Annotated in this window: 19 protein-coding genes; 11 read left to right on the top strand and 8 right to left on the bottom strand. The window is 66.2% G+C overall.

The window, feature by feature from the left end:
• Nucleotides 1-76 precede the first annotated feature (76 nt).
• On the bottom strand, nt 77-1,198 hold the full coding sequence (locus CXG43_RS04575; RefSeq protein WP_101098873.1) for an NADH:flavin oxidoreductase/NADH oxidase: 1,122 nt from the start codon (nt 1,196-1,198) through the stop codon (nt 77-79).
• 491 nt (nt 1,199-1,689) lie between these two features.
• On the opposite strand from CXG43_RS04575, the gene CXG43_RS04580 reads away from it, so the two are divergent.
• Nucleotides 1,690-2,121 carry a CBS domain-containing protein gene (locus CXG43_RS04580; protein WP_101098874.1) on the top strand — a complete coding sequence of 144 codons (432 nt, stop codon included), beginning with the start codon at nt 1,690-1,692 and terminating at the stop codon, nt 2,119-2,121.
• A 69-nt stretch (nt 2,122-2,190) separates the two neighbouring features.
• On the opposite strand, the gene CXG43_RS04585 is transcribed toward CXG43_RS04580, so the two are convergent.
• Together CXG43_RS04585 and gloA are read right to left on the bottom strand one after the other, a co-directional pair.
• Nucleotides 2,191-2,619 (bottom strand): VOC family protein, encoded by a 429-nt coding sequence (locus CXG43_RS04585; protein WP_101098875.1) that lies wholly within the window; start codon nt 2,617-2,619, stop codon nt 2,191-2,193.
• Between the two features lie 96 nt (nt 2,620-2,715).
• Nucleotides 2,716-3,234, bottom strand: a complete 519-nt coding sequence (gloA, locus tag CXG43_RS04590) for a lactoylglutathione lyase (protein ID WP_101098876.1) — start codon at nt 3,232-3,234, stop codon at nt 2,716-2,718.
• A 119-nt stretch (nt 3,235-3,353) separates the two neighbouring features.
• Here gloA and CXG43_RS04595 point away from each other — a divergent pair, with 119 nt between their 5' ends.
• Nucleotides 3,354-4,463 carry a PLP-dependent cysteine synthase family protein gene (locus CXG43_RS04595; protein WP_101099026.1) on the top strand — a complete coding sequence of 370 codons (1,110 nt, stop codon included), beginning with the start codon at nt 3,354-3,356 and terminating at the stop codon, nt 4,461-4,463.
• 78 nt (nt 4,464-4,541) lie between these two features.
• Nucleotides 4,542-6,575: a M3 family metallopeptidase gene (locus tag CXG43_RS04600; RefSeq protein ID WP_101098877.1), complete on the top strand. Its 2,034-nt coding sequence runs from the start codon at nt 4,542-4,544 to the stop codon at nt 6,573-6,575.
• 12 nt (nt 6,576-6,587) lie between these two features.
• Here the strand turns inward: CXG43_RS04600 and CXG43_RS04605 are convergent, their stop codons facing one another.
• Genes CXG43_RS04605 through CXG43_RS04615 form a run of 3 tightly spaced genes read right to left on the bottom strand, consistent with a single transcriptional unit; the run spans nt 6,588 to nt 8,486 of the window.
• Nucleotides 6,588-7,391, bottom strand: coding sequence for an SDR family oxidoreductase (locus tag CXG43_RS04605; protein ID WP_101098878.1), 804 nt, complete (start codon nt 7,389-7,391; stop codon nt 6,588-6,590).
• Nucleotides 7,388-7,969 carry a DUF1415 domain-containing protein gene (locus tag CXG43_RS04610; RefSeq protein WP_101098879.1) on the bottom strand — a complete coding sequence of 194 codons (582 nt, stop codon included), beginning with the start codon at nt 7,967-7,969 and terminating at the stop codon, nt 7,388-7,390. The genes CXG43_RS04605 and CXG43_RS04610 overlap by 4 nt, the downstream gene beginning before the upstream one ends.
• A gap of 34 nt (nt 7,970-8,003) precedes the next feature.
• The gene (locus tag CXG43_RS04615; RefSeq protein WP_057508881.1) at nt 8,004-8,486 is read right to left on the bottom strand and encodes a YajQ family cyclic di-GMP-binding protein; all 483 of its coding nucleotides are present in this window, start codon (nt 8,484-8,486) and stop codon (nt 8,004-8,006) included.
• Nucleotides 8,487-8,565: 79 nt separating this feature from the next.
• Here CXG43_RS04615 and CXG43_RS04620 point away from each other — a divergent pair, with 79 nt between their 5' ends.
• The 3 genes from CXG43_RS04620 (at nt 8,566) to CXG43_RS04630 (ending at nt 11,491) form a co-directional block, all read left to right on the top strand.
• Nucleotides 8,566-9,462 (top strand): DMT family transporter, encoded by an 897-nt coding sequence (locus CXG43_RS04620; RefSeq protein ID WP_101098880.1) that lies wholly within the window; start codon nt 8,566-8,568, stop codon nt 9,460-9,462.
• A 335-nt stretch (nt 9,463-9,797) separates the two neighbouring features.
• On the top strand, nt 9,798-10,805 hold the full coding sequence (locus CXG43_RS04625; protein ID WP_101098881.1) for a methionine ABC transporter ATP-binding protein: 1,008 nt from the start codon (nt 9,798-9,800) through the stop codon (nt 10,803-10,805).
• Entirely contained in the window at nt 10,802-11,491 is a 690-nt protein-coding gene (locus CXG43_RS04630; RefSeq protein WP_101098882.1) for a methionine ABC transporter permease, read from the top strand. The genes CXG43_RS04625 and CXG43_RS04630 overlap by 4 nt, the downstream gene beginning before the upstream one ends.
• Nucleotides 11,492-11,529: 38 nt before the next feature.
• Here CXG43_RS04630 and CXG43_RS04635 read toward each other — a convergent pair whose 3' ends face one another.
• Complete coding sequence (locus tag CXG43_RS04635; RefSeq protein ID WP_101098883.1) at nt 11,530-12,144, bottom strand: lipocalin family protein; 615 nt, start codon at nt 12,142-12,144, stop codon at nt 11,530-11,532.
• A 152-nt stretch (nt 12,145-12,296) separates the two neighbouring features.
• Here CXG43_RS04635 and CXG43_RS04640 point away from each other — a divergent pair, with 152 nt between their 5' ends.
• Complete coding sequence (locus CXG43_RS04640; RefSeq protein WP_101098884.1) at nt 12,297-12,575, top strand: hypothetical protein; 279 nt, start codon at nt 12,297-12,299, stop codon at nt 12,573-12,575.
• Nucleotides 12,576-12,644: 69 nt separating this feature from the next.
• Complete coding sequence (locus CXG43_RS04645) at nt 12,645-14,747, top strand: prolyl oligopeptidase family serine peptidase (RefSeq protein WP_101098885.1); 2,103 nt, start codon at nt 12,645-12,647, stop codon at nt 14,745-14,747.
• A 57-nt stretch (nt 14,748-14,804) separates the two neighbouring features.
• On the opposite strand, the gene CXG43_RS04650 is transcribed toward CXG43_RS04645, so the two are convergent.
• Complete coding sequence (locus CXG43_RS04650) at nt 14,805-15,998, bottom strand: pyridoxal phosphate-dependent aminotransferase (RefSeq protein ID WP_101099027.1); 1,194 nt, start codon at nt 15,996-15,998, stop codon at nt 14,805-14,807.
• A 110-nt stretch (nt 15,999-16,108) separates the two neighbouring features.
• Here CXG43_RS04650 and CXG43_RS04655 point away from each other — a divergent pair, with 110 nt between their 5' ends.
• The 3 genes from CXG43_RS04655 to CXG43_RS04665 all read left to right on the top strand — a co-directional run bounded on the left by CXG43_RS04655 (nt 16,109) and on the right by CXG43_RS04665 (nt 19,117).
• Nucleotides 16,109-18,220 carry a S9 family peptidase gene (locus tag CXG43_RS04655; protein ID WP_101098886.1) on the top strand — a complete coding sequence of 704 codons (2,112 nt, stop codon included), beginning with the start codon at nt 16,109-16,111 and terminating at the stop codon, nt 18,218-18,220.
• A 127-nt stretch (nt 18,221-18,347) separates the two neighbouring features.
• Complete coding sequence (locus CXG43_RS04660; RefSeq protein ID WP_101098887.1) at nt 18,348-18,773, top strand: YbaN family protein; 426 nt, start codon at nt 18,348-18,350, stop codon at nt 18,771-18,773.
• A gap of 65 nt (nt 18,774-18,838) precedes the next feature.
• Nucleotides 18,839-19,117 carry a lipoprotein gene (locus CXG43_RS04665; RefSeq protein WP_101098888.1) on the top strand — a complete coding sequence of 93 codons (279 nt, stop codon included), beginning with the start codon at nt 18,839-18,841 and terminating at the stop codon, nt 19,115-19,117.
• Nucleotides 19,118-19,175 lie beyond the last annotated feature (58 nt).

Genomic DNA, 19,175 nt, shown 5'->3' on the forward strand with positions numbered 1-19,175 from the left:
TCAGACGTGTGTAAGAAACAGAAGCAGAACCGCAGGCTTTGGAAGTTGACGTTGACGTTGACGTCAAACCTCCTGCTTACTGCGCCGAAGCGCGGCCCGGCCCGCGGTAGCGCGCCAGCCAGTGCGCGTACGGCGCCGGCAGGGTGGTCCAGGCCGGGTTTTCAACCCCCAGTTCCTGCGCCAGCTGGTACGGGTAATGCGGGTTGGCCAAGTGCGCGCGGCCGATCATCACCAGGTCGCTCTGCTGCTCCTGCACGATGGTTTCGGCTGCTTCAGCGCCATCCACGCACCAGCCAACCGCCACCGCGATGCCGGCTTCATCGCGCACGCGCTGGGCAATCGGCGCCAGGAACGAGGGAGTACCCCACGGCACGACGCCGGTCGGGATGACGAAGTTGACGCTGACGTTGAGCAGGTCCAGCCCACGTTCGCGCATCTGGCGGACCAGTTCGATGGACTCGGCCACGGTTTCTTCATCGCGCCCGTCGTATTCGATGACGCCCATGCGCGCGGTCAACGGCAGCTCGGCCGGCCATACCGCGCGTACCGCGGCCACCGTTTCCAGCAGGAACCGGGCGCGGTTGTCGAAGCTCCCGCCATAGGTGTCATCGCGCTGGTTGCCATGGGCGGAGAAGAAACTCTGCGCCAGGTAACCGTGTGCGAAGTGCAGTTCCAGCCATTTGAACCCGGCATCGCGCGCGCGTTCGGCGGCGGAGACGAAGTCAGCCTGCACGCGCTTGATGTCCTCGACCGTCATTTCCTGCGGCAGCTTGGACAGACCGCCGCCGAAGGCAATCGGCGAGGGCGCCAGAGTCGGCCAGCCGCGCGCGTCGTCATCGGCGATATGGTCGTCACCTTCCCACGGCAGGTTGGCACTGGCTTTGCGGCCAGCATGGCCGATCTGGATGCCCGGTACCGCACCGGTCTCGGCGATGGCGGCGGCAATCGGGGCAAGTGCGTCAGCCTGCGCCTGGTTCCACAGGCCCAGGCAGCCGGGAGTGATGCGGCCTTCCGGCGATACGCCGGTGGCTTCCACGATGACCAGGCCAGCACCGCCGCGGGCCAGTCCGGTGTAGTGCGCCAGGTGCCAAGCGTTGGGCACGCCATCGGTGGCGCTGTACTGGCACATCGGCGGTACCGCGATGCGGTTGCGCAGGGTCACGCCTTTCAGCTGGAACGGGGAGAACAGGTGGGACATGGGGACATCCGTGGAGGAGGGGGAGCGCGACGCGTGGCGTCGTGGACTGCCCTAACCATGGGGGGCGGCGCAGGCTGAAACCACCACGCTGCGGCAGGACGCTGCATGCCATGGGTGCAGCGTCCAAACAGGGTGCGCGGCGTGTGTCATGACAGACGCCGGATTGCAACTGGGACACAACTCCGGTGTTCTGTCCGCATCTCGGCAGAGGGCGACGCATCTTGAGCGCACTTCGTAGGCTGTGTTCAGCAGCGGTTTCTACGGCAGTGCCATTCTCTGGACTGTTGGTTGGTTCCACGATGCACTGTGTCATCGATGCCGGTAGTGACCGATGGTCGCAGTCGTAGAATCGACCTGCCGGGGTGGGATTGAGCGATTGAACCTGCCCCGTTCGCGCTGCACCAGACGTGCGCTGGAAGGTCGGTCCCCGGGGAGGGGGCGCATCGGCAGAGCACATTTTTCGAATCAGTGACCTGCAACAGGAAACAAGAATGAACGTCCGCGAGCTGCTGCAATCCAAGAAAGAAGCTGTCATCACCATCGATTCCGAGGATACGATCGGTGCTGCCGCGCACAAGATGAGCGCGAACAAGATCGCTGCCCTGGTGGTGACCAAAGACGGTGCCCCGGTCGGCATCATTTCCGAGAAGGACATCGTGCGCAGCCTGGCCGATGACGGTCCGCAGGCCGGCCGCCGGGTGATTTCCAGCGTACCGTCGACGGGCCTGGAAGGCATCGCGCCGGAGGCCACGCTCAAGCAGGCGATGTCCCTGATGACGTATTCGCGACGCCGCCACCTGATGGTGACCGAAGGCGCGACGCTGGTCGGCATCCTCAGCCTTGGCGATATCGTCAAGAACCTGCTGGGCGAGCTGGAGCTGGAAAAGGCCGTGCTGCAGGACATCTATCTGGCCGCGCACTGACCCCTCGGCACATCGCGACATGGGAAGCCGGGCAGCGCCCGGCTTCTTCGTTTCAGGCCGTCGAGACCGTCAGAAGGTGACCTTCACCGAATCGGCGCTGTAGCGCGCTTCACCGTGATGGACCACTTCAATATTGTTGCCGTCCGGGTCCAGTACGAACGCGGCGTAATAGCCGGGATGATAGGGCCGTTCGCCCGGCGCGCCATTGTCCTTGCCGCCGGCGGCAAGGGCTGCCTTGTGGAACGCCTCGACGGTGGCACGGTCGCGTGACTGGAAGGCCAGATGGTGGCGGCCGGTCAGTTGGCCGGCGGCGGCGTCACTCTCCGCGCTGGAAATGAACAGCTCATCGGCCCAGAAGTAGTCCTCGCCTTCGCCAGCGATGGGGATGCCGATGGTGTCGAACACCGCTTGGTAGAAGCGTCGGCTGGCGGCAAGATCGCGCACGATCAGCTGGATGTGGTCGATCAATCGCCCGCGATGCAGCTCGTTGGTTTCCATGCTCACGCTCCATGAAAAGGGGACGGAGGGGATTAAGTCGCTTGCGGCCCGATTGTGCCAGAAATGACTTAATCCCCTCCGTCCCCTTTTTTCACGTCAGGCGTTGGAGATGATCTCTACCCAGTAGCCGTCCGGGTCCTTGATGAAGGCCAGGTGCTTCATGCGGCCGTCTTCCAGGCGCTTCTGGTAGGGCACCTGCAGGTCGTCGAAGCGCTTGCAGGCCGACTGGATGTCCGGCACGGACACGCAGATGTGGCCGAAGCCGCGCGGATCGCTGTTGCCATCGTGGTACACCGGGCCGTCCTGCGCTTCGGTGCCATGGTTGTGGGTCAGTTCCAGCACCCCCGGCATGCCTGCCATCCACAGGCGGCGCTCGGCGTCCGACTCAGGCACCGGTGTGCCTGCCGGCAGCAGCGCCAGGAAGTACAGACTGAACCGGGCCTCGGCAAAGTCGCGCTTGTCGATCAGCTGGTAGCCCAGCACGCGGGTGTAGAAATCCAGCGAGGCGGTGGCGTCCTTCACCCGCAGCATGGTGTGGTTGAAAACGAAGCCGGCGGTTTCCGCCGGCGGCTGGGCAGCGACGCCCGGGACGGTCTGCAGTTCGGCAAGGGTCATGGGGATCCTTCAATGGCGGCGCCCGGAATGGCGCGATGTCCCATTCTACCGACCGGCGGATGACGGTCCGGCGTAGAATGCGTCCACCGCACCGTTCCACCACGGACAACGATTCCGCCATGTCGCAGCGTGAATGGGTGGCTGCCGCCATCCGCAAGATCGAGGCCGATTTCAACCGTTCGGCCGATACCCACCTGATTCCGATGGACCTGCCCGGGTTCGACGGCATCGAGGTGTACTTCAAGGACGAGTCCAGCCACCCCACCGGCAGCCTCAAGCACCGCCTCGCGCGTTCGCTGTTCCTGTACGCGCTGGCCAACGGCTGGCTGCGCGCGGGACGGCCGGTGATCGAAGCCTCCAGTGGTTCGACGGCGGTATCCGAAGCGTATTTCGCGCGCCTGCTCGGCCTGCCCTTCATCGCGGTGATGCCGGCCAGCACCTCGCCGGAGAAAATCGCCGCGATCGAGTTCCACGGCGGCCGCTGTCATCTGGTGCAGAGCGCGTGCGGCCTGAATGCCGCCTCCGAGCAGCTGGCGCGCGAGACCGGCGGCCACTTCATGGACCAGTTCACCTTCGCCGAGCGGGCCACTGACTGGCGCGCCAACAACAACATTGCCGAATCAATCTTCAAACAGATGGCCGAAGAGCCGCATCCCATCCCGGAATGGATCGTCTGCAGCCCAGGCACCGGCGGTACCGCGGCCACGCTGGGGCGCTACGTCAGCTACCGTCGGCACGACACCCGCATCCTCTGCGCGGATCCTGAAGTGTCGGTGTTCTATGACGGCTACCGCGCCTCGCTGGCCGGTGAGCCGTGGCGGCAGTTGACCTGCGAAGGCGGTTCACGGGTGGAAGGCATCGGCCGTCCGCGGGTGGAGCCCAGCTTCATCCCGACCAGCGTGGACGCCATGGTGAAGGTGCCCGATGCGCTGGCGCTGGCGGCAATGCGCCAGGTCAGCCGCCGCCTGGGGCGCCGTGTCGGCGGTTCCACCGGCACCAATTTCATCGGCGTACTGCAGGCCGCGCAGTGGATGCGTGAGGCAGGTCGCGGCGGCAGCATCGTCACCATCCTGTGTGACAGCGGCGAGCGCTACGCGCACAGCTATTACGATCCTTCCTGGTATGAACGGATGGGGATCGACGTGGTGGGCGCCGATGCAGTGCTTGCAGCGGTACTGGCAGGGGGCGCCTTGCCGGCGCTGCCGGTGAGCAGCCTGGAAACGATCTGACCCCCCTTGCCATCCGGGCGGCGCGGCGCCATATCCAGCAGCATGCCACCGCGCGTGGCACCTGCTACTGGAGCCCCCATGACCGCCACCAACCCGTTGCTTGATTTCTCCGGCCTGCCGCGTTTCGCCGAGATCCGGCCTGAGCACATTGGACCGGCGCTGGACGTGCTGCTGGCCGACGCGGAAGCCGCCGTCGTCGCCGCCGAACGGGTGCAGCCGGTGTCGTGGGAATCCTTCGTGGTCCCGCTCGACGATGCCACCGAGCGACTCTGGCGGGCCTGGGGCCAGGTCGGTCACCTGCAGGCGGTGATGAACACGCCGGCGCTGCGTGAGGCCTACAACCAGAACCTGCCGCGGATGACCAACTTCGGCACCGCACTGGGCCAGAACGTTGCACTGTTCCGTCAGTACCAGACGCTGGCGTCCAGCGCCGGCGCCACCGGCTTCGATGCGCCACGGCGCAAGGTGCTGGACAACACCCTGAGGGACTTCCGCCTGGGTGGCGCGGAACTCGATGGCGCCTACAAAGCGCGCTTCACCGCCATCAAGGAAGAACTGTCTGCGCTGGGGGCCAGGTTCTCGCAGAATGTGCTCGACGCTACCGACGCCTGGTCGTTGTTCGTCCAGGACGAAGCGCGCCTGGCGGGCCTGCCGCAGGATGTCCGGGCCGCGGCGCGCGCCGCCGCCGAAAAGGACGGCAAGGACGGTTGGAAACTGACCCTGCAGATGCCCTGCTACCTGCCGGTGCAGACCTATGCCGAAGACCGGAACCTGCGCGAGACCCTGTATCGCGCCAGTGCGCAGCGCGCTTCGGAATTTGGAGAGGGCTCACTGGACAACAGCGGCAACATCGACCGCATCCTTGCACTGCGCGCGGAGCTGGCTGGACTGCTTGGCTTCGCCTCTTATGCAGACTATTCCATCGCCACCAAGATGGCGCACGACCCGGCCGACGTGCTGGCGTTCCTGCGCGACCTGGCGGCGCGTGCCAAGCCCTTCGCCCGCCAGGATCGCGTGGAACTGGAGCAGTTCGCGCGTGACACGCTGGGCCTGGACCACCTGCAGGCCTGGGACCTGGCTTTTGCCGCGGACAAGCTGAAACAGGCGCGCTACAGCTACTCCGAGCAGGATGTAAAACAGTACTTCACCGAACCCAAGGTGCTGGGCGGACTGTTTGCCGTGATCGAGCAGTTGTACGGCTTGCGGGTGCAGCCGGACAGCGCGCCGGTGTGGCATGACGACGTCCGCTTCTTCCGCCTGGAAGACGCGCAGGGAGCGCTGGTGGGGCAGTTCTACCTGGACCTGTACGCACGCGAAGGCAAGCGCGGCGGCGCGTGGATGGACGATTGCCGCAACCGTCGCGTGCGCGCCGACGGCAGCGTGCAGACGCCGCTGGTCTACTTGGTCTGCAACTTCGGCCGCGGTGCCGATGGCGCGCCGGCGACCTTCAGCCACAACGAGGTCACCACGCTGTTCCACGAAATGGGCCACGGCCTGCACCAGCTGCTGACGCGTATCGGCGAACTGGGCGTGGCAGGCATCAACGGCGTGGAGTGGGATGCGGTGGAGCTGCCCAGCCAGTTCATGGAAAACTTCTGCTGGGAGTGGAGCCACCTGCAGGGCATGACCGCGCACGTGGAAACCGGCGAACCGTTGCCGCGCGCGCTGTACGAGAAAATGCTGGCGGCGCGCAATTTCCACAGCGGCATGGCCACGGTACGACAGCTGGAATTCGGCTTGTTCGACATGCTGCTGCACAGCCAGTTCGAACCGCAGCAGGACAGCGTGCTGGCCTTGCTGGAACGTGTGCGCGAGGAGGTCGCGGTGAACCATCCGCCGGAGTGGAATCGCTTCCCGCACCAGTTCAGCCATATCTTCGCCGGTGGCTATGCGGCGGGGTATTACAGCTACAAGTGGGCCGAAGTGCTGAGTGCGGACGCCTATGCGGCCTTCGAGGAGGCGCCGGACGCGGTGGCGGCGACCGGTGCGCGGTTCCGCGATGAGATCATCGGGCGCGGCGGCAGCCGCAGCGCCGCGGAAAACTTCCAGGCCTTCCGCGGCCGCGCGCCAAGCATCGATGCGCTGTTGCGGCATTCAGGCATGGCCGGCTGACGCGGCTGCTTTTCAGTCGACGTAGATCATCCTGCGGGTCATGCCGCCGTCGACGATGTGGTCCTGGCCGGTGATGAAACCCGCCATGTCCGACAGCAGGTACACCGCCAGGGCACCGATGTCTTCGGGCTGGCCGACCCGGCCCACCGGATGCTGCGCGTGGTCGGCACGGGACAGCCTCGGCGTGCGCCGGCGCGTGGGCGCCTGCCAGGCGCCCGTGGCGATCCATCCGGGGCTGATGCTGTTTACCCGCACTGCCGGGCCCGCACTGAGCGCCAGCGCATGGGTGAAAGCGAGCAGTCCGCCCTTGGCGGCGGCGTAGGCTTCGCTGTTGGGTTCGGACTGCTGGGCGCGGGTCGATGCGATGTTGAGGATCGCCCCGCCCCCGTCGGCCGCCAGTGCGGGCAGGGCGTGCTTGCTGCACAGGAAGGTGCCGTGCAGCGAGGAGAGCCTGCGCTGCCATTCCGCCCATTCCATGTCGACCAGCGCGGTGCCGTGCGCACCGGCAATCCCCGCATTGTTGACCAGCCCGTCGATGCGGCCGAAGCGCTTCAGCGCGGCCGCGACGAAGCCGCGCGCGCTGGCTTCGGCGGTGATGTCCAGCTTGCGGAAGGCGGCGTCGGCAGGGCGATCCCATTCGGCCAGGCAGGCCTTGCCTGCTGCCACGTCGAGGTCGCCGATCATCACCTGGCCGCCCGCGCCCAGCACGGCCTGCGCGATGCCGCGGCCGATGCCGTTGGCGCCCCCGGTCACCAGCACCACCTTGCCCGCCAGGGGCGCGGCGGGCCACGCTCCAACCGCGGGCACGATGCTCATGAGAGGTCCTGCCCGCGCAGGCGCCGCCACCAGCCCTCCACCCCGATGCGATCCAGGGTCTGGATGTTGCGCTCCACGATCACATCCGGGTCCGGGAAGGCATCCACCGCACGTGCCACGCTGTCTTCGCGCAGCAGGTGCAGGGTCGGGTAGGGCGCGCGGTTGGTGTAGTTGCTGGCATCGTCCGGCGCAACGCCTTCGAACTGGTACTGCGGGTGGAAGCTGGCCACCTGCAGGATGCCCTGCAGATCCAATGCTTCGATCGCCGCATCGGCGTTGTCGAGGAAATCGTTGTAGTCCAGGAAGTCGGTCAGCACGTCCGGATGGATGATCAGGGTCGTGTCGATCTGTTCGGGCGAAGCATCGCGCAGCAGCACCAGTTCTTCCGCCAACTGCTCCACCAGCGCTTCGGGCGTGGTGGCATCGCTGAGCACATAGCGCACCTGTTCTTTGACATAGACCGCCTTGGCGAAGGGGCACAGGTTCAAGCCGATGACGATGCGCTCCAGCCACAGGCGGGTAGCGGCAACGGGGTCTTCGGCGGGCAGCCCTTCGGAGGTAACAACGGAATCGGTCATGGCGGGCTCGGCAGGCTGGCGGAGAAGTCGGCGATCAGTCGCGGAAGTTGTCGAACTGCAGCGGTAGTTCGAAGTCGTTCTTGCGCAGCAGGGCCATCGCGTCCTGCAGGTCATCGCGCTTTTTGCCGCTCACCCGCAGCTTGTCGCCGTTGATCTGGCTTTCCACCTTCAGCTTGGCTTCCTTCAGCGTGGCGGCGATCTTCTTGGCGATCTTCTGCTCGATCCCCTGCTTGACGGTGATCTTCTGCCGCGCGCCGGCGACGTTGGTTTCCACCTCGCCGAATTCCAGGCTCTTGGTGTCGATCTGGCGGGCGGCCATCCGGGCGCGCAGGATGTCGGTCATCTGCTGCAGCTGGAACTCGCTGGGAGCGCTCTGCGAGATCACGCTGTCTTCCAGCTCGAACTTCGCGGCCACGCCCTTGAAATCAAAGCGCGTGGTCAGTTCACGGTTGGCCTGGTCGACCGCATTGACCAGCTCGTGCTTGTCCACTTCGGAGACGACGTCGAAAGAGGGCATGGGGAAACTCCTGGATTCAGTGCCCCCCATTCTACCCAACCCGCCTTGGAAGGTCGGCGTGGCAGGGCGATAATGGGCCATGAACGCCCCCGCCTCCCCTTCGCGCGCCGTCATCTGGATGGTTGCCGCTGTCGCCTGTTTCTCGCTGATGGACGCGGGCATGAAGCAGCTGGCGGCCGGATATCCTTCGCTGCAGGTGACCTTCCTGCGCGGCGCCGCCTCGCTGCCGTTCGTGCTGGTCTGGGTGCTTGCCAGTGCCGGGCCGCGTTCCTTGATTCCAAAGCGCTGGGGCCTGCACCTGCTGCGCGGCGTGCTGGGCATGGTGATGATCGGCTGCTTCGTGTTCGCGCTGCGCGACCTGCCGCTTTCAACGGCCTACAGCATCTATTTCGTCGCCCCGCTGATCATCGCCGCGCTCTCGGTCCCGCTGCTGGGCGAGCGTGTCGGGCCGCGGCGCTGGGTGGCCATCGGCATCGGCCTGCTCGGGGTCATCGTGGTGCTGCGGCCCGGCGTGGACGGGTTCATTTCCATCCCCGGGCTGATGGTGCTGGTGGCGGCCACGGCGTATGCGGTGGCCGCCATCACCGTCAGCCTGTTGACCCGCACCGACACCTCGCAGTCGATGGTGGTGTGGTTCCTGGTGATCATGGGGGTCGGGGCCGGTGCACTGGCCTGGCCGGAGTGGGTGCCGATGCAGCTGGCCGATGCGCCGCTGGTGGCTGGCATGGGACTGGCCGGCGCACTGGGACAGATCGCGCTGACCCGGGCCTTCCAGCTGGGCGAAGCGTCGATGATCGCGCCACTGGAGTACACCGGACTGGTCTGGGTGATCGGCTGGGATCTGCTGTTCTGGCAGCAGTTGCCTGATGCCTGGACCTGGAGTGGCGCGGCCATCATCGTGGCGTCAGGCCTGTACCTGCTGCACCGTGAGCGGGTGAACCGCCAGCAGCCACCGAAGCCGCTCGATCACCCTTGAAGCCGGTGGGCATTTCCGAGGCGAGGCTGCCGGTGCTCTGCAGCGCCCGCTTGTGGTCGCCCACCACGGTCTCGATCCTCGCCAGCCCGGCCAGGAACACCTGATTCCGTCGCCTCCTATCGCGCAGCCCGCGCCTCCACTGGTTCTTGGGGCGGCCGCCGCCCAGGGCGGGCTTGGGACCGGCCATGGCGAAGGCGGCAGTTCGCCGCGCGGGAGGCCTGTCACGTGGCTTAGAACCATCCGGAATATCATTCGTCTCACCGGCATAGGCGGAAGACCGTCCGCGCTGGTAGGCTGCACGCCCCCCTCCAACGCCCATCCGGTGAGCTGCTGCCGTGATCGAGTTCCAGCGCCTGCACAAATCCTATGCCGTGGCCGGCCGCGCCGTCAGTGCGCTGCAGCCCCTGGACCTGACCGTCGAGTCCGGCGAAGTGTTCGGCATCATCGGCCACTCCGGCGCGGGCAAATCGACCCTGATCCGCATGATCAACCGGCTGGAGGAGCCCAGCGGCGGCCGCCTGCTCATCGAAGGGGAAGACGTCACCGCCCTGGATGCAGCCGGCCTGCGTGCGCTGCGTCGGCGCATCGGGATGATCTTCCAGCACTTCAACCTGCTGTCCTCGCGCACCGTAGCGTCCAACGTCGGCTTCCCGCTGGAGTTGGCCGGCACGCCACGGGCGCAGATCGACGCCCGGGTGGCCGAACTGCTGCAGACCGTCGGCCTGCAGGCGCATGCGGACAAGTACCCGGCACAGCTGTCCGGCGGGCAGAAGCAGCGGGTCGGCATCGCGCGCGCGCTGGCCACCGGCCCACGGATCCTGCTGTGCGATGAGGCCACCAGTGCACTGGATCCGCAGACTACCGCTTCGGTGCTTGGGCTGCTGTCGAAGATCAACCGGGAACTGGGCCTGACCATCGTGCTGATCACCCACGAAATGGATGTGATCCGTCGGGTCTGCGACCGCGTGGCAGTGCTTGATGCTGGTGAACTGGTGGAGATGGGGCCGGTCACCGATGTGTTCCTGCATCCGCAGCATCCGACCACGCGCCGTTTCGTCAGCGAATCCGAGCACATCGACGAGGGCACGCTGCACGGTGATTTCGATACCGTTGGCGGCACCATCGTGCGGCTGACGTTCCTTGGTGCTGACACCTACCAACCGCTGCTGGGCAGCGTCGCCCGCCAGACCGGCGTGGATTACAACATCCTGTCAGGCCGCATCGACCGCATCAAGGACACCCCGTACGGGCAGCTGATCGTGTCGCTGGTCGGCGGCGACCAGGCTGCTGCGCAACAGGCATTCGCCGCTGCCGGCGTGCACGTAGAGGAATTGCGCCGATGATCTTCGCAAGCAACGGCGGCTTCTTCCGCCACCTGGACGCCGGCAAATGGGCCGATATCGGACAGGCCACCGTCGACACGCTGCTGATGCTGGCCGGGTCGCTGCCGCTGACCCTGGCCATCGGCCTGCCGCTCGGCGTGCTGCTGTACCTGTTCGGCTCACCACAACTGCGGCGCAGGCCGGTTGCCTACGGGGCGCTGGCGCTGGTGGTGAACCTGCTGCGTTCGGTGCCTTTCATCATCCTGATGATCGTGCTGATTCCGGTCACGTTGGGGCTCATGGGCACCTCGCTGGGTGTGCGTGGTGCCATCGTGCCGCTGGTGATCGGGGCAGCGCCGTTCTACGCGCGGCTGGTGGAGACGGCGCTGCGCGAAGTGGACCGCGGGGTGATCGAGGCCACTCAGGCGATGGGCGCCACCACCTGGCAGCTGGTGAGCCGCGTGCTGTTGCCCGAAGCCCGCCCCGGCCTGATCGCCGGCGCGACGGTGACCACCGTGGCACTGATCGGTTTCACTGCGATGGGCGGTGCGATCGGGTCCGGTGGCCTGGGTGATCTCGCATTCCGCGATGGTTACCAGCGCTCGCATACCGACGTGGCGCTGGTCACCGTGGTGCTGCTGCTGGTGCTGGTGCAGCTGCTGCAGATGCTGGGCGACAGGTTGGTCGCGCACTACAGCCGGAAGTGACCCCAGCGCCGGGTAGTGCCCGGCGCGGTGGCCGACGCTCAGCGCTGGTTGGGCACTTCGTAGCCGAGTTTGTCGACCTGGCTGCGCTGCTGCGGCACCCGCTTGAGCTTGTCGGTGTTTACCCCGTACTCGTCGCGCAGGCGTTCGGCCAGCTTCTTGTACAGACCGTTTTCCATTTCGGGCTTGCGCGCGAAGATCCACGCCATCTCACGGCCGGGATAGCCGACCAGCGCCCATGAATAATCCGGTGCCACTTCCAGCACGCGCGAATGGGTCGGTACCACGCGGTAGAACCAGGTGCGCCAGTCGTGGTTGCCGCTGTCTTCGTCGACCGAGGCGCGCGCCTGGATTTCCTGCAGCGGTTCACTGAAGCCATCGCGATAGCGATACGTGATGCCGATCTTCTGCGGCTCGCGCAGGGTGTATTCATTGACGCTGGCGACATGGCCGCGTTCAATGAAATTCGGCACGCGGCCGATCACATACCAGGTGCCCATGAAGCGCTGCAGGTTGATCGGCGCCCCCCGATCGTCCTGATCGGCCACGGCCACCGGCTCCGGCGCGCTGGACGCGCTGGAACGGAACATCGCACAACCCGGCCCGACGATCAGGGTGGTCAGCAGGACAGCACACAACGGGCGGATCGACGGCATGGGAAAGCGGGCTCCAGGAGGGCTTGCGCAAGCATGGTCGAATGCGCGCGAGGGATTCGTCAATGGTGTCTGACCGTGAGATGTCGCAGCTGGTGAGAAACGACAGGGGCAAGGTGGCGACTCGAAACCCTTTTTCGCCTTCGGAGACCTCCATGCGCCCACGTCAGCCTGCCCGCTCTCCTTCGCCGGACACCGGTCCGGACCCGCGCCTGCTGCGATGCGTCAGGCACGCCGCGCTGGCCGGGCTGGCGATGGTGCTGGTGTGGCCGGCCGCGCGCGGCAGCACCGGCTGGCTTGGCTGGATGCCGCTGTGGCTGCTGGGCATGCCGCTGGTGGCCTGGTGGTCGCTGCTGCGCTTCCCCCTGCCGCGTTGGCAACGCCGGCGCGTGCAGGCGCGGCGGCGGGGAACGCGCGCGGTCCGTACGGCCTGACCTTCGACACGGGGGCAGGGCGCAGGCCCTGTGATAGCGTTCTGCAGCTTATGACTGCCTGGAACCGCAATGTCACGACTCGCTTCCGCCTGCCTGCTGGCCGGCATGATGACCGCTGCCTCGGTGGGGACCGCCGTGGCCGCTGAAACTGAACAGAACGATCAGTATGCCTGGCTGGAAGAGGTTGCCGGTGACAAGCCGCTGGCATGGGTGAAAGAGCAGAATGCCAAGGCCGAAGCCCGTCTTGCGCAGTCGCCAGCGTTCGCCCAGATGGAAGCCAGCATCCGTGAAGTGCTCGATTCGGACGCCAAGATTTCCGGCGTGGAGAAGATCGGCGAGTACTACTACAACTTCTGGAAAGACAAGCAGCACGAACGCGGGCTGTGGCGCCGCACCACCCTGGCCGAGTACCGCAAGGCGTCGCCGCAGTGGGAAACGGTGATCGACCTGGATGCGCTGAACAAGGCCGAAGGCGAGAACTGGGTGTGGCACGGCGTGGAATGCCTGCGGCCGGAGTACGACCGTTGCCTGATCGCGCTGTCGCGTGGCGGCGCCGATGCCGATGTCACCCGTGAGTTCGACCTGGCCAGCCGCAGCTGGGTCACCGATGGCTTCTTCCGGCCCGAATCCAAGGGCGGGCTGGGCTGGGTGGACCGTGACAGCGTGTTCGTCTATACCGATTTCGGCGATGGCTCGATGACCACCTCCGGTTACCCACGGGTAGCCAAGCTGTGGAAGCGCGGCACGCCGCTGGCGTCGGCGCAGGTGGTGTATGAAGGCAAGCCGGACGACATGTACATCGCGGCCGTTCACGATGACACCCCGGGCTTCGAGCGCAACCTGGTCAGCCGCACGCTGGCCTTCTACAACAACGAGCTGTACCTGCGCGCCGACGATGGCAAGCTGAGCAAGATCGACGCGCCGAACTCGGCTGAAAAGGGCCTGCACAAGCAGTGGCTGAGCCTGGAGCTGCGCGAGCCGTGGACGGTGGGTGGCAAGATCTACGCGGCCGGCTCGCTGCTGGCGGCCAGGCTGGAGGACTTCCTCGCCGGCAAGCGCGATTTCGACGTGCTGTTCGCCCCGACCGACACCACCTCGCTGGCCGGTGCGGTGTGGACGAAGGACCACGTGGTGCTGAACGTGCTGGACGACGTCAAGAACCGACTCAGCGTGCTGACCCCCGGCGCCAACGGCTGGACCGGCAGTGAGTTTGTCGGTGCGCCGGCATTCGGCACGCTGGGTGTCGGCGCGGTGGACAGCAACGACAGCAACGCCGTGTGGGTGACCGCCACCGATTACCTGACCCCGACCACCCTGGCGCTGGCCGAGATCGGCAGCAAGCCGGAGGTGCTGAAGACCATGCCGGCGTTCTTCGATGCCGAAGGCAAGGTCATCGAACAGCACTTCGCCACCAGCAAGGACGGCACCCGCGTGCCGTACTTCGTGGTGCACGCCAAGGACATGCCGCGCGATGGTTCGAACCCGACCCTGCTGTACGGCTATGGTGGTTTCGAGATCTCGCTGACCCCGAATTATTCCGGCGGCATGGGCCGTGCGTGGCTGGAAAAGGGCGGGGTGTACGTGGTCGCCAACATCCGTGGCGGAGGCGAATATGGGCCGCGCTGGCACCAGGCCGCGCTGAAGCAGAACCGCCACAAGGCGTATGAGGACATGGCCGCGGTCGCGCGCGATCTCGTCGCGCGGAAGATCACTTCGGCCAGGCACCTGGGCGTGCAGGGCGGCAGCAATGGCGGCCTGCTGACCGGCAACATGCTGACCCAGTACCCGGAGCTGTTCGGTGCGGTGGTGGTGCAGGTGCCGCTGCTGGACATGAAGCGCTACAGCCATCTGCTGGCCGGTGCCTCGTGGATGGCCGAATACGGCAATCCGGACACCGCCGATTGGGAGTACATCAAGACGTTCTCGCCGTATCACCTGTTCGATGCGAAGAAGACGTACCCGCCGGTGCTGTTCACCACTTCCACCCGCGATGACCGCGTGCATCCGGGCCATGCGCGCAAGATGGCGGCGAAGATGATCGACGCCGGCAAGGACGTGACCTACTACGAGAACATCGAAGGCGGTCATGGCGGTGCGGCGAACAATGCGCAGGCCGCGCACATGTCCGCACTGGCTTACAGCTTCCTGTGGGAGCGCCTGGGCGGTAAATGACGGAATGAAAGACGCCGCCTCCGGGCGGCGTTTTTCTTTCGGTAGTGACGGCCGTCACTACCGGGGCAGCGTACGCAGCCCGCGCGCGATTCGTTCCACCGCTTCCTGCAGGCGTGGGATTTCCTGCGTATAGGCCAGCCGCACATGCTGGTTGGCCCGGTGGAAGCCGAAATCCAGGCCGGGGGTGAACGCCACGTGCTCGGTTTCCAGGAAATGCGCGCAGAACGCCTGCGCGTCGTCGGTGAATGCACTGACATCCGCGTACAGGTAGAACGCGCCCTGCGGTTCCAGCTCGATGCGGAAACCGAGTTCGCGCAGCGCCGGCAGCAGGAAATCACGTCGCTGCCGGAAGGCTTCGCGGCGCTGTTCGAAGATCGCCATCGCTTCGTCTTCGAAGCACGCCAGCGCGGCGTGCTGGGCGATGCTGGAGGCGCTGATGTACAGATTCTGGGCCAGCTTCTCCAGTTCCGGCACTGCGGCCGGCGGTGCCACCAGCCAGCCCAGTCGCCACCCGGTCATGCCGAAGTATTTGGAGAAGCTGTTCAGCACGAAGGCCGAGTCGTCGACCTGCAGCACGCTGGCCGCGTCCATGCCGTAGGTCAGGCCGTGGTAGATCTCATCCACCACCATGTGCCCACCCCGCGCGTGCAGCGCCTGTGACAGCGCCGCCAGCTCCGATGCCGACAACACCGTGCCGGTGGGATTGGCGGGTGAGGCCAGCAGCGCCCCGACACTGTGTTCGTTCCAGTGCGTGGCCACCAGGTCTGGAGTGAGCTGGTAAGCCGTGCCGGCGTCGACCGGCACCAGCTGCGCGCCGCCTTCCACCAGACGCAGGAAATGCCGGTTGCACGGATAACCCGGGTCCGCCAGCAGCCACTGCCTGCCCGGGTCCACAAGCAGGCTGCTGGCCAGCAGCAGCGCGCCGGAACCGCCGGGGGTGACCAGGATCCGCTGCGGGTCGATATCCAGGTGGTACTGGCGGCGGTAGAAACCGGCGATCGCTTCGCGCAGCGCAGGCAGGCCGCGCGCGGCGGTATAACGGGTGTGGCCGGCGGCCAGTGCGACCTGCCCGGCACGCACCACCGGTGCGGCGGTGGTGAAGTCCGGCTCGCCGATTTCCAGATGGATCACATCGTGGCCGGCCTGTTCCAGCGCCTGCGCACGCGCCAGCAGGGACATCACGTGGAAGGGGGCGATATCGTGGCTGCGCCGGCTGTAGGCCGGTCGCTTGTCGTCATGCAGGGGGCTCATGCCGCCCATGGTACGCCGGTGACCAACGGCAGGCTTGTCCACCGCCACGCGTACGCCCAGACTGGCGGTTCAAGGAAGCCGTTGCAATCCCGTCCCAGGAGCCTTACTTCGTGAAGTCCACCCTCTGCCTGTTGCTTGCGAGCCTGATGACCACCACCACCCACGCCGCCCCCCCGCCCGTCGCGCCGGACGCCGAAAAGCGCCCGCACGTGGTCAAGGCCCCGTTCGGTGCCAGCCGCAACGACGACTATTACTGGATGCGCGACGACAAGCGCGAAGACAAGGCGATGCTGGCCTACCTGCAGGCCGAGAACGCCTACACCGACCAGGTGGTGGCGCCGCTGAAGCCGCTGCAGGAGACCCTGTACAAGGAGATCGTCGCGCGCATCAAGCAGGACGATTCCAGCGTACCGGCGCGGGAGCGCGGCTACTGGTACTACAGCCGTTTCGAGACCGGCCAGGACTATCCCATCCATGCGCGCCGCAAGGGCGACATGCAGGCGGCCGAAGAGATCCTGCTGGATGTCAACCAGATGGCGGCCGGCAAGGGCTACTTCAGCGTCGGCACGATGGAGGTCAGCCAGGACAACCAGCTGCTGGCCTGGGCCGACGATGACGTGGGCCGTCGCCAGTACGTCATCCGCTTCAAGGACCTGCGCACCGGTGAGGTGCTGCCGGACACCATCACCGGTTCGTCCGGCAACCTGGTGTGGGCCGATGACAACCGCACCGTGCTGTACGTGGAGAACGATCCGGAAACCCTGCTGACGGTGCGGGTGAAGAAGCACGTGCTGGGCACGCCGGCCAGCAGCGACGTGGTGGTGTACGAAGAGCAGGACGACAGCTTCTACATGGGCATCGGCCGCACCCGCGACGACCGCTTCATCACCATCGGCCTGCACAGCACGGTGACCTCCGAAGAGCGCTATGCGCCGGCCAGCGATCCGACCACCTTCACCGTGCTGGCGCCGCGCCACCGCGAAGTGGAATACGATGCGGACCACTTCGATGGTCGCTGGGTGATCCGTACCAACGACGGGGCCAAGAACTTCAAGCTGGTCACCGCGCCGACCGACGCGACCTCGCGTGCGCAGTGGAAGGACTGGATCGCGCACGACCCGGCGGTGTACATCGAAGGCTTCGAACTGTTCGATGCGTTCACCGCCATTGCCGAACGTTCCGAAGGCCTGGAGCGCATCCGCCTGCTGTTCAAGGACGGTCGCACCGATTACGTGAAGGCCGATGAGCCGGCGTATTCGATGGGCCTGGACGACAACACCGAAGCCGATACGCCGTGGCTGCGCTACGCGTACACCTCGATGACCACCCCGACCACGGTGTTCGAGATCAACACGCAGAGCGGCGAGCGCCGCCAACTGAAGCAGCAGCCGGTGATCGGCTATGACGCGTCGAAGTATGAAACCGACCGTGTGTGGATCACCGCGCGCGACGGCGTGAAGGTGCCGGTCTCCCTGGTGTACCGCAAGGGCTTCAAGAAGGACGGGACCGCCGCGTTGTTCCAGTACGCCTACGGCAGCTACGGCATGTCGATGGACCCCTATTTCAACCAGACCGCGGTGAGCCTGCTCGACCGTGGCGTGGTGTATGCCATCGCGCACATCCGTGGTGGCCAGGAGATGGGGCGCGACTGGTACGAAGACGGCAAGCTGCTGAACAAACAGAACACCTTCAACGACTTCATCGACGTCACCCGTGGTCTGGTGCAGCAGGGCTGGGCGGCCAAGGACCGCGTGGCCGCCTCCGGTGGCAGCGCCGGTGGCCTGCTGATGGGCGCGGTGGCCAACCAGGCGCCGCAGGACTACCGGGTGATGGTCGCCCAGGTGCCGTTCGTCGACGTGGTGACCACCATGCTCGACCCGACCATCCCGCTGACCACCAACGAGTACGACGAGTGGGGCAACCCGGAGCAGAAGCCGTTCTACGACTACATGCTGAAGTACTCACCGTACGACAACGTGGCCAGGCAGGCCTACCCGGCGCTGTTCGTGGGCACCGGCCTGTGGGATTCGCAGGTGCAGTACTGGGAGCCGGCAAAGTGGGTGGCCAAGCTGCGCGATGACAATACCGGTACCCATCCGATCGTGTTCCGCACCAACATGGAAGCCGGCCACGGTGGCAAGTCCGGGCGCTTCCAGCGTTACCAGGAACTGGCCGAATCGTATGCGTTCGTGCTGGACCAGCTGGGCGTTCCGGGCCCCTGATTGCACGGTCGTGACGGCCGCTGGTGGGTGACGACCGTTGGTCGTCACTGTGCCGGGCCGAAGAGCATGACGACCAACGGTCGTCACCCACCCAACCAGCGGCTGTCACTACCGTATCCTTGGTGGCATGAACACGCCTGACCGTCCTGCTGATCATGACGCCCCGGCGCCTGCGCGCCGGGCGCGTTTCAAATGGGCGTGGTGGTTGCTGGCCTATGCCAGCCTGGGCACCGGCATCGTCGGGATCTTCGTGCCGGGCCTGCCCACTACCGTGTTCATCCTGATTTCGGCCTGGGCGGCGTCGCGCGGTTCCGAACGGCTGCACGGCTGGCTGCTCGGCCACCCGCGATTCGGCCCGGCGATCCGCAACTGGCAGGCGCACGGGGCGGTCAGCCGCCGCGGCAAATGGATGGCCACGCTGACCATGGCGGTCTGTGCCGGCATCATGCTCTGGTGCGTGCCGGTGGCCTGGGTCAAGGGGTTCTCCATCGGCAGCATGATGGTGGTGTGCGGGTGGTTGTGGATGCGTCCGCTACCCCCTGCTGGAGCGTGAATCCAACCGCTGCGGGGCGGGCGCGGTGGGCGACGAAGGGCAGGGCTCGGCGCTACACTCGGGGCATGAACAATCCCCGCCGAACCCTCATCCTGATTCCGCTGGCAGCGTCCGCGCTGCTGTTCCTCAGCGCCTGTGGCAACAAGGGTCCGCTGGTAATGCCGCAGAAGCCGGTGCCGGTGGAAGAAGTCGCCGAGCCGGTCGACGTGCCCGCCGCCGATGATGCCACGCAGGAGCAAGCCACCCCGCCTGCCACCCAGGACACCGATGCGGGCAATCCCAGCACCGTTCCGGACCCGGTGACGCCGCAGATCGACGATGGCGCCGGCGACAACAATGAGTGAGGCAGCACAGGATGCGGTAGCGGCGGCCGCTGGCCGTCAACATCCGCACGGCACCCCA

This window comes from Stenotrophomonas sp. Bg11-02, assembly GCF_002836635.1.
GTDB lineage: Bacteria > Pseudomonadota > Gammaproteobacteria > Xanthomonadales > Xanthomonadaceae > Stenotrophomonas > Stenotrophomonas lacuserhaii.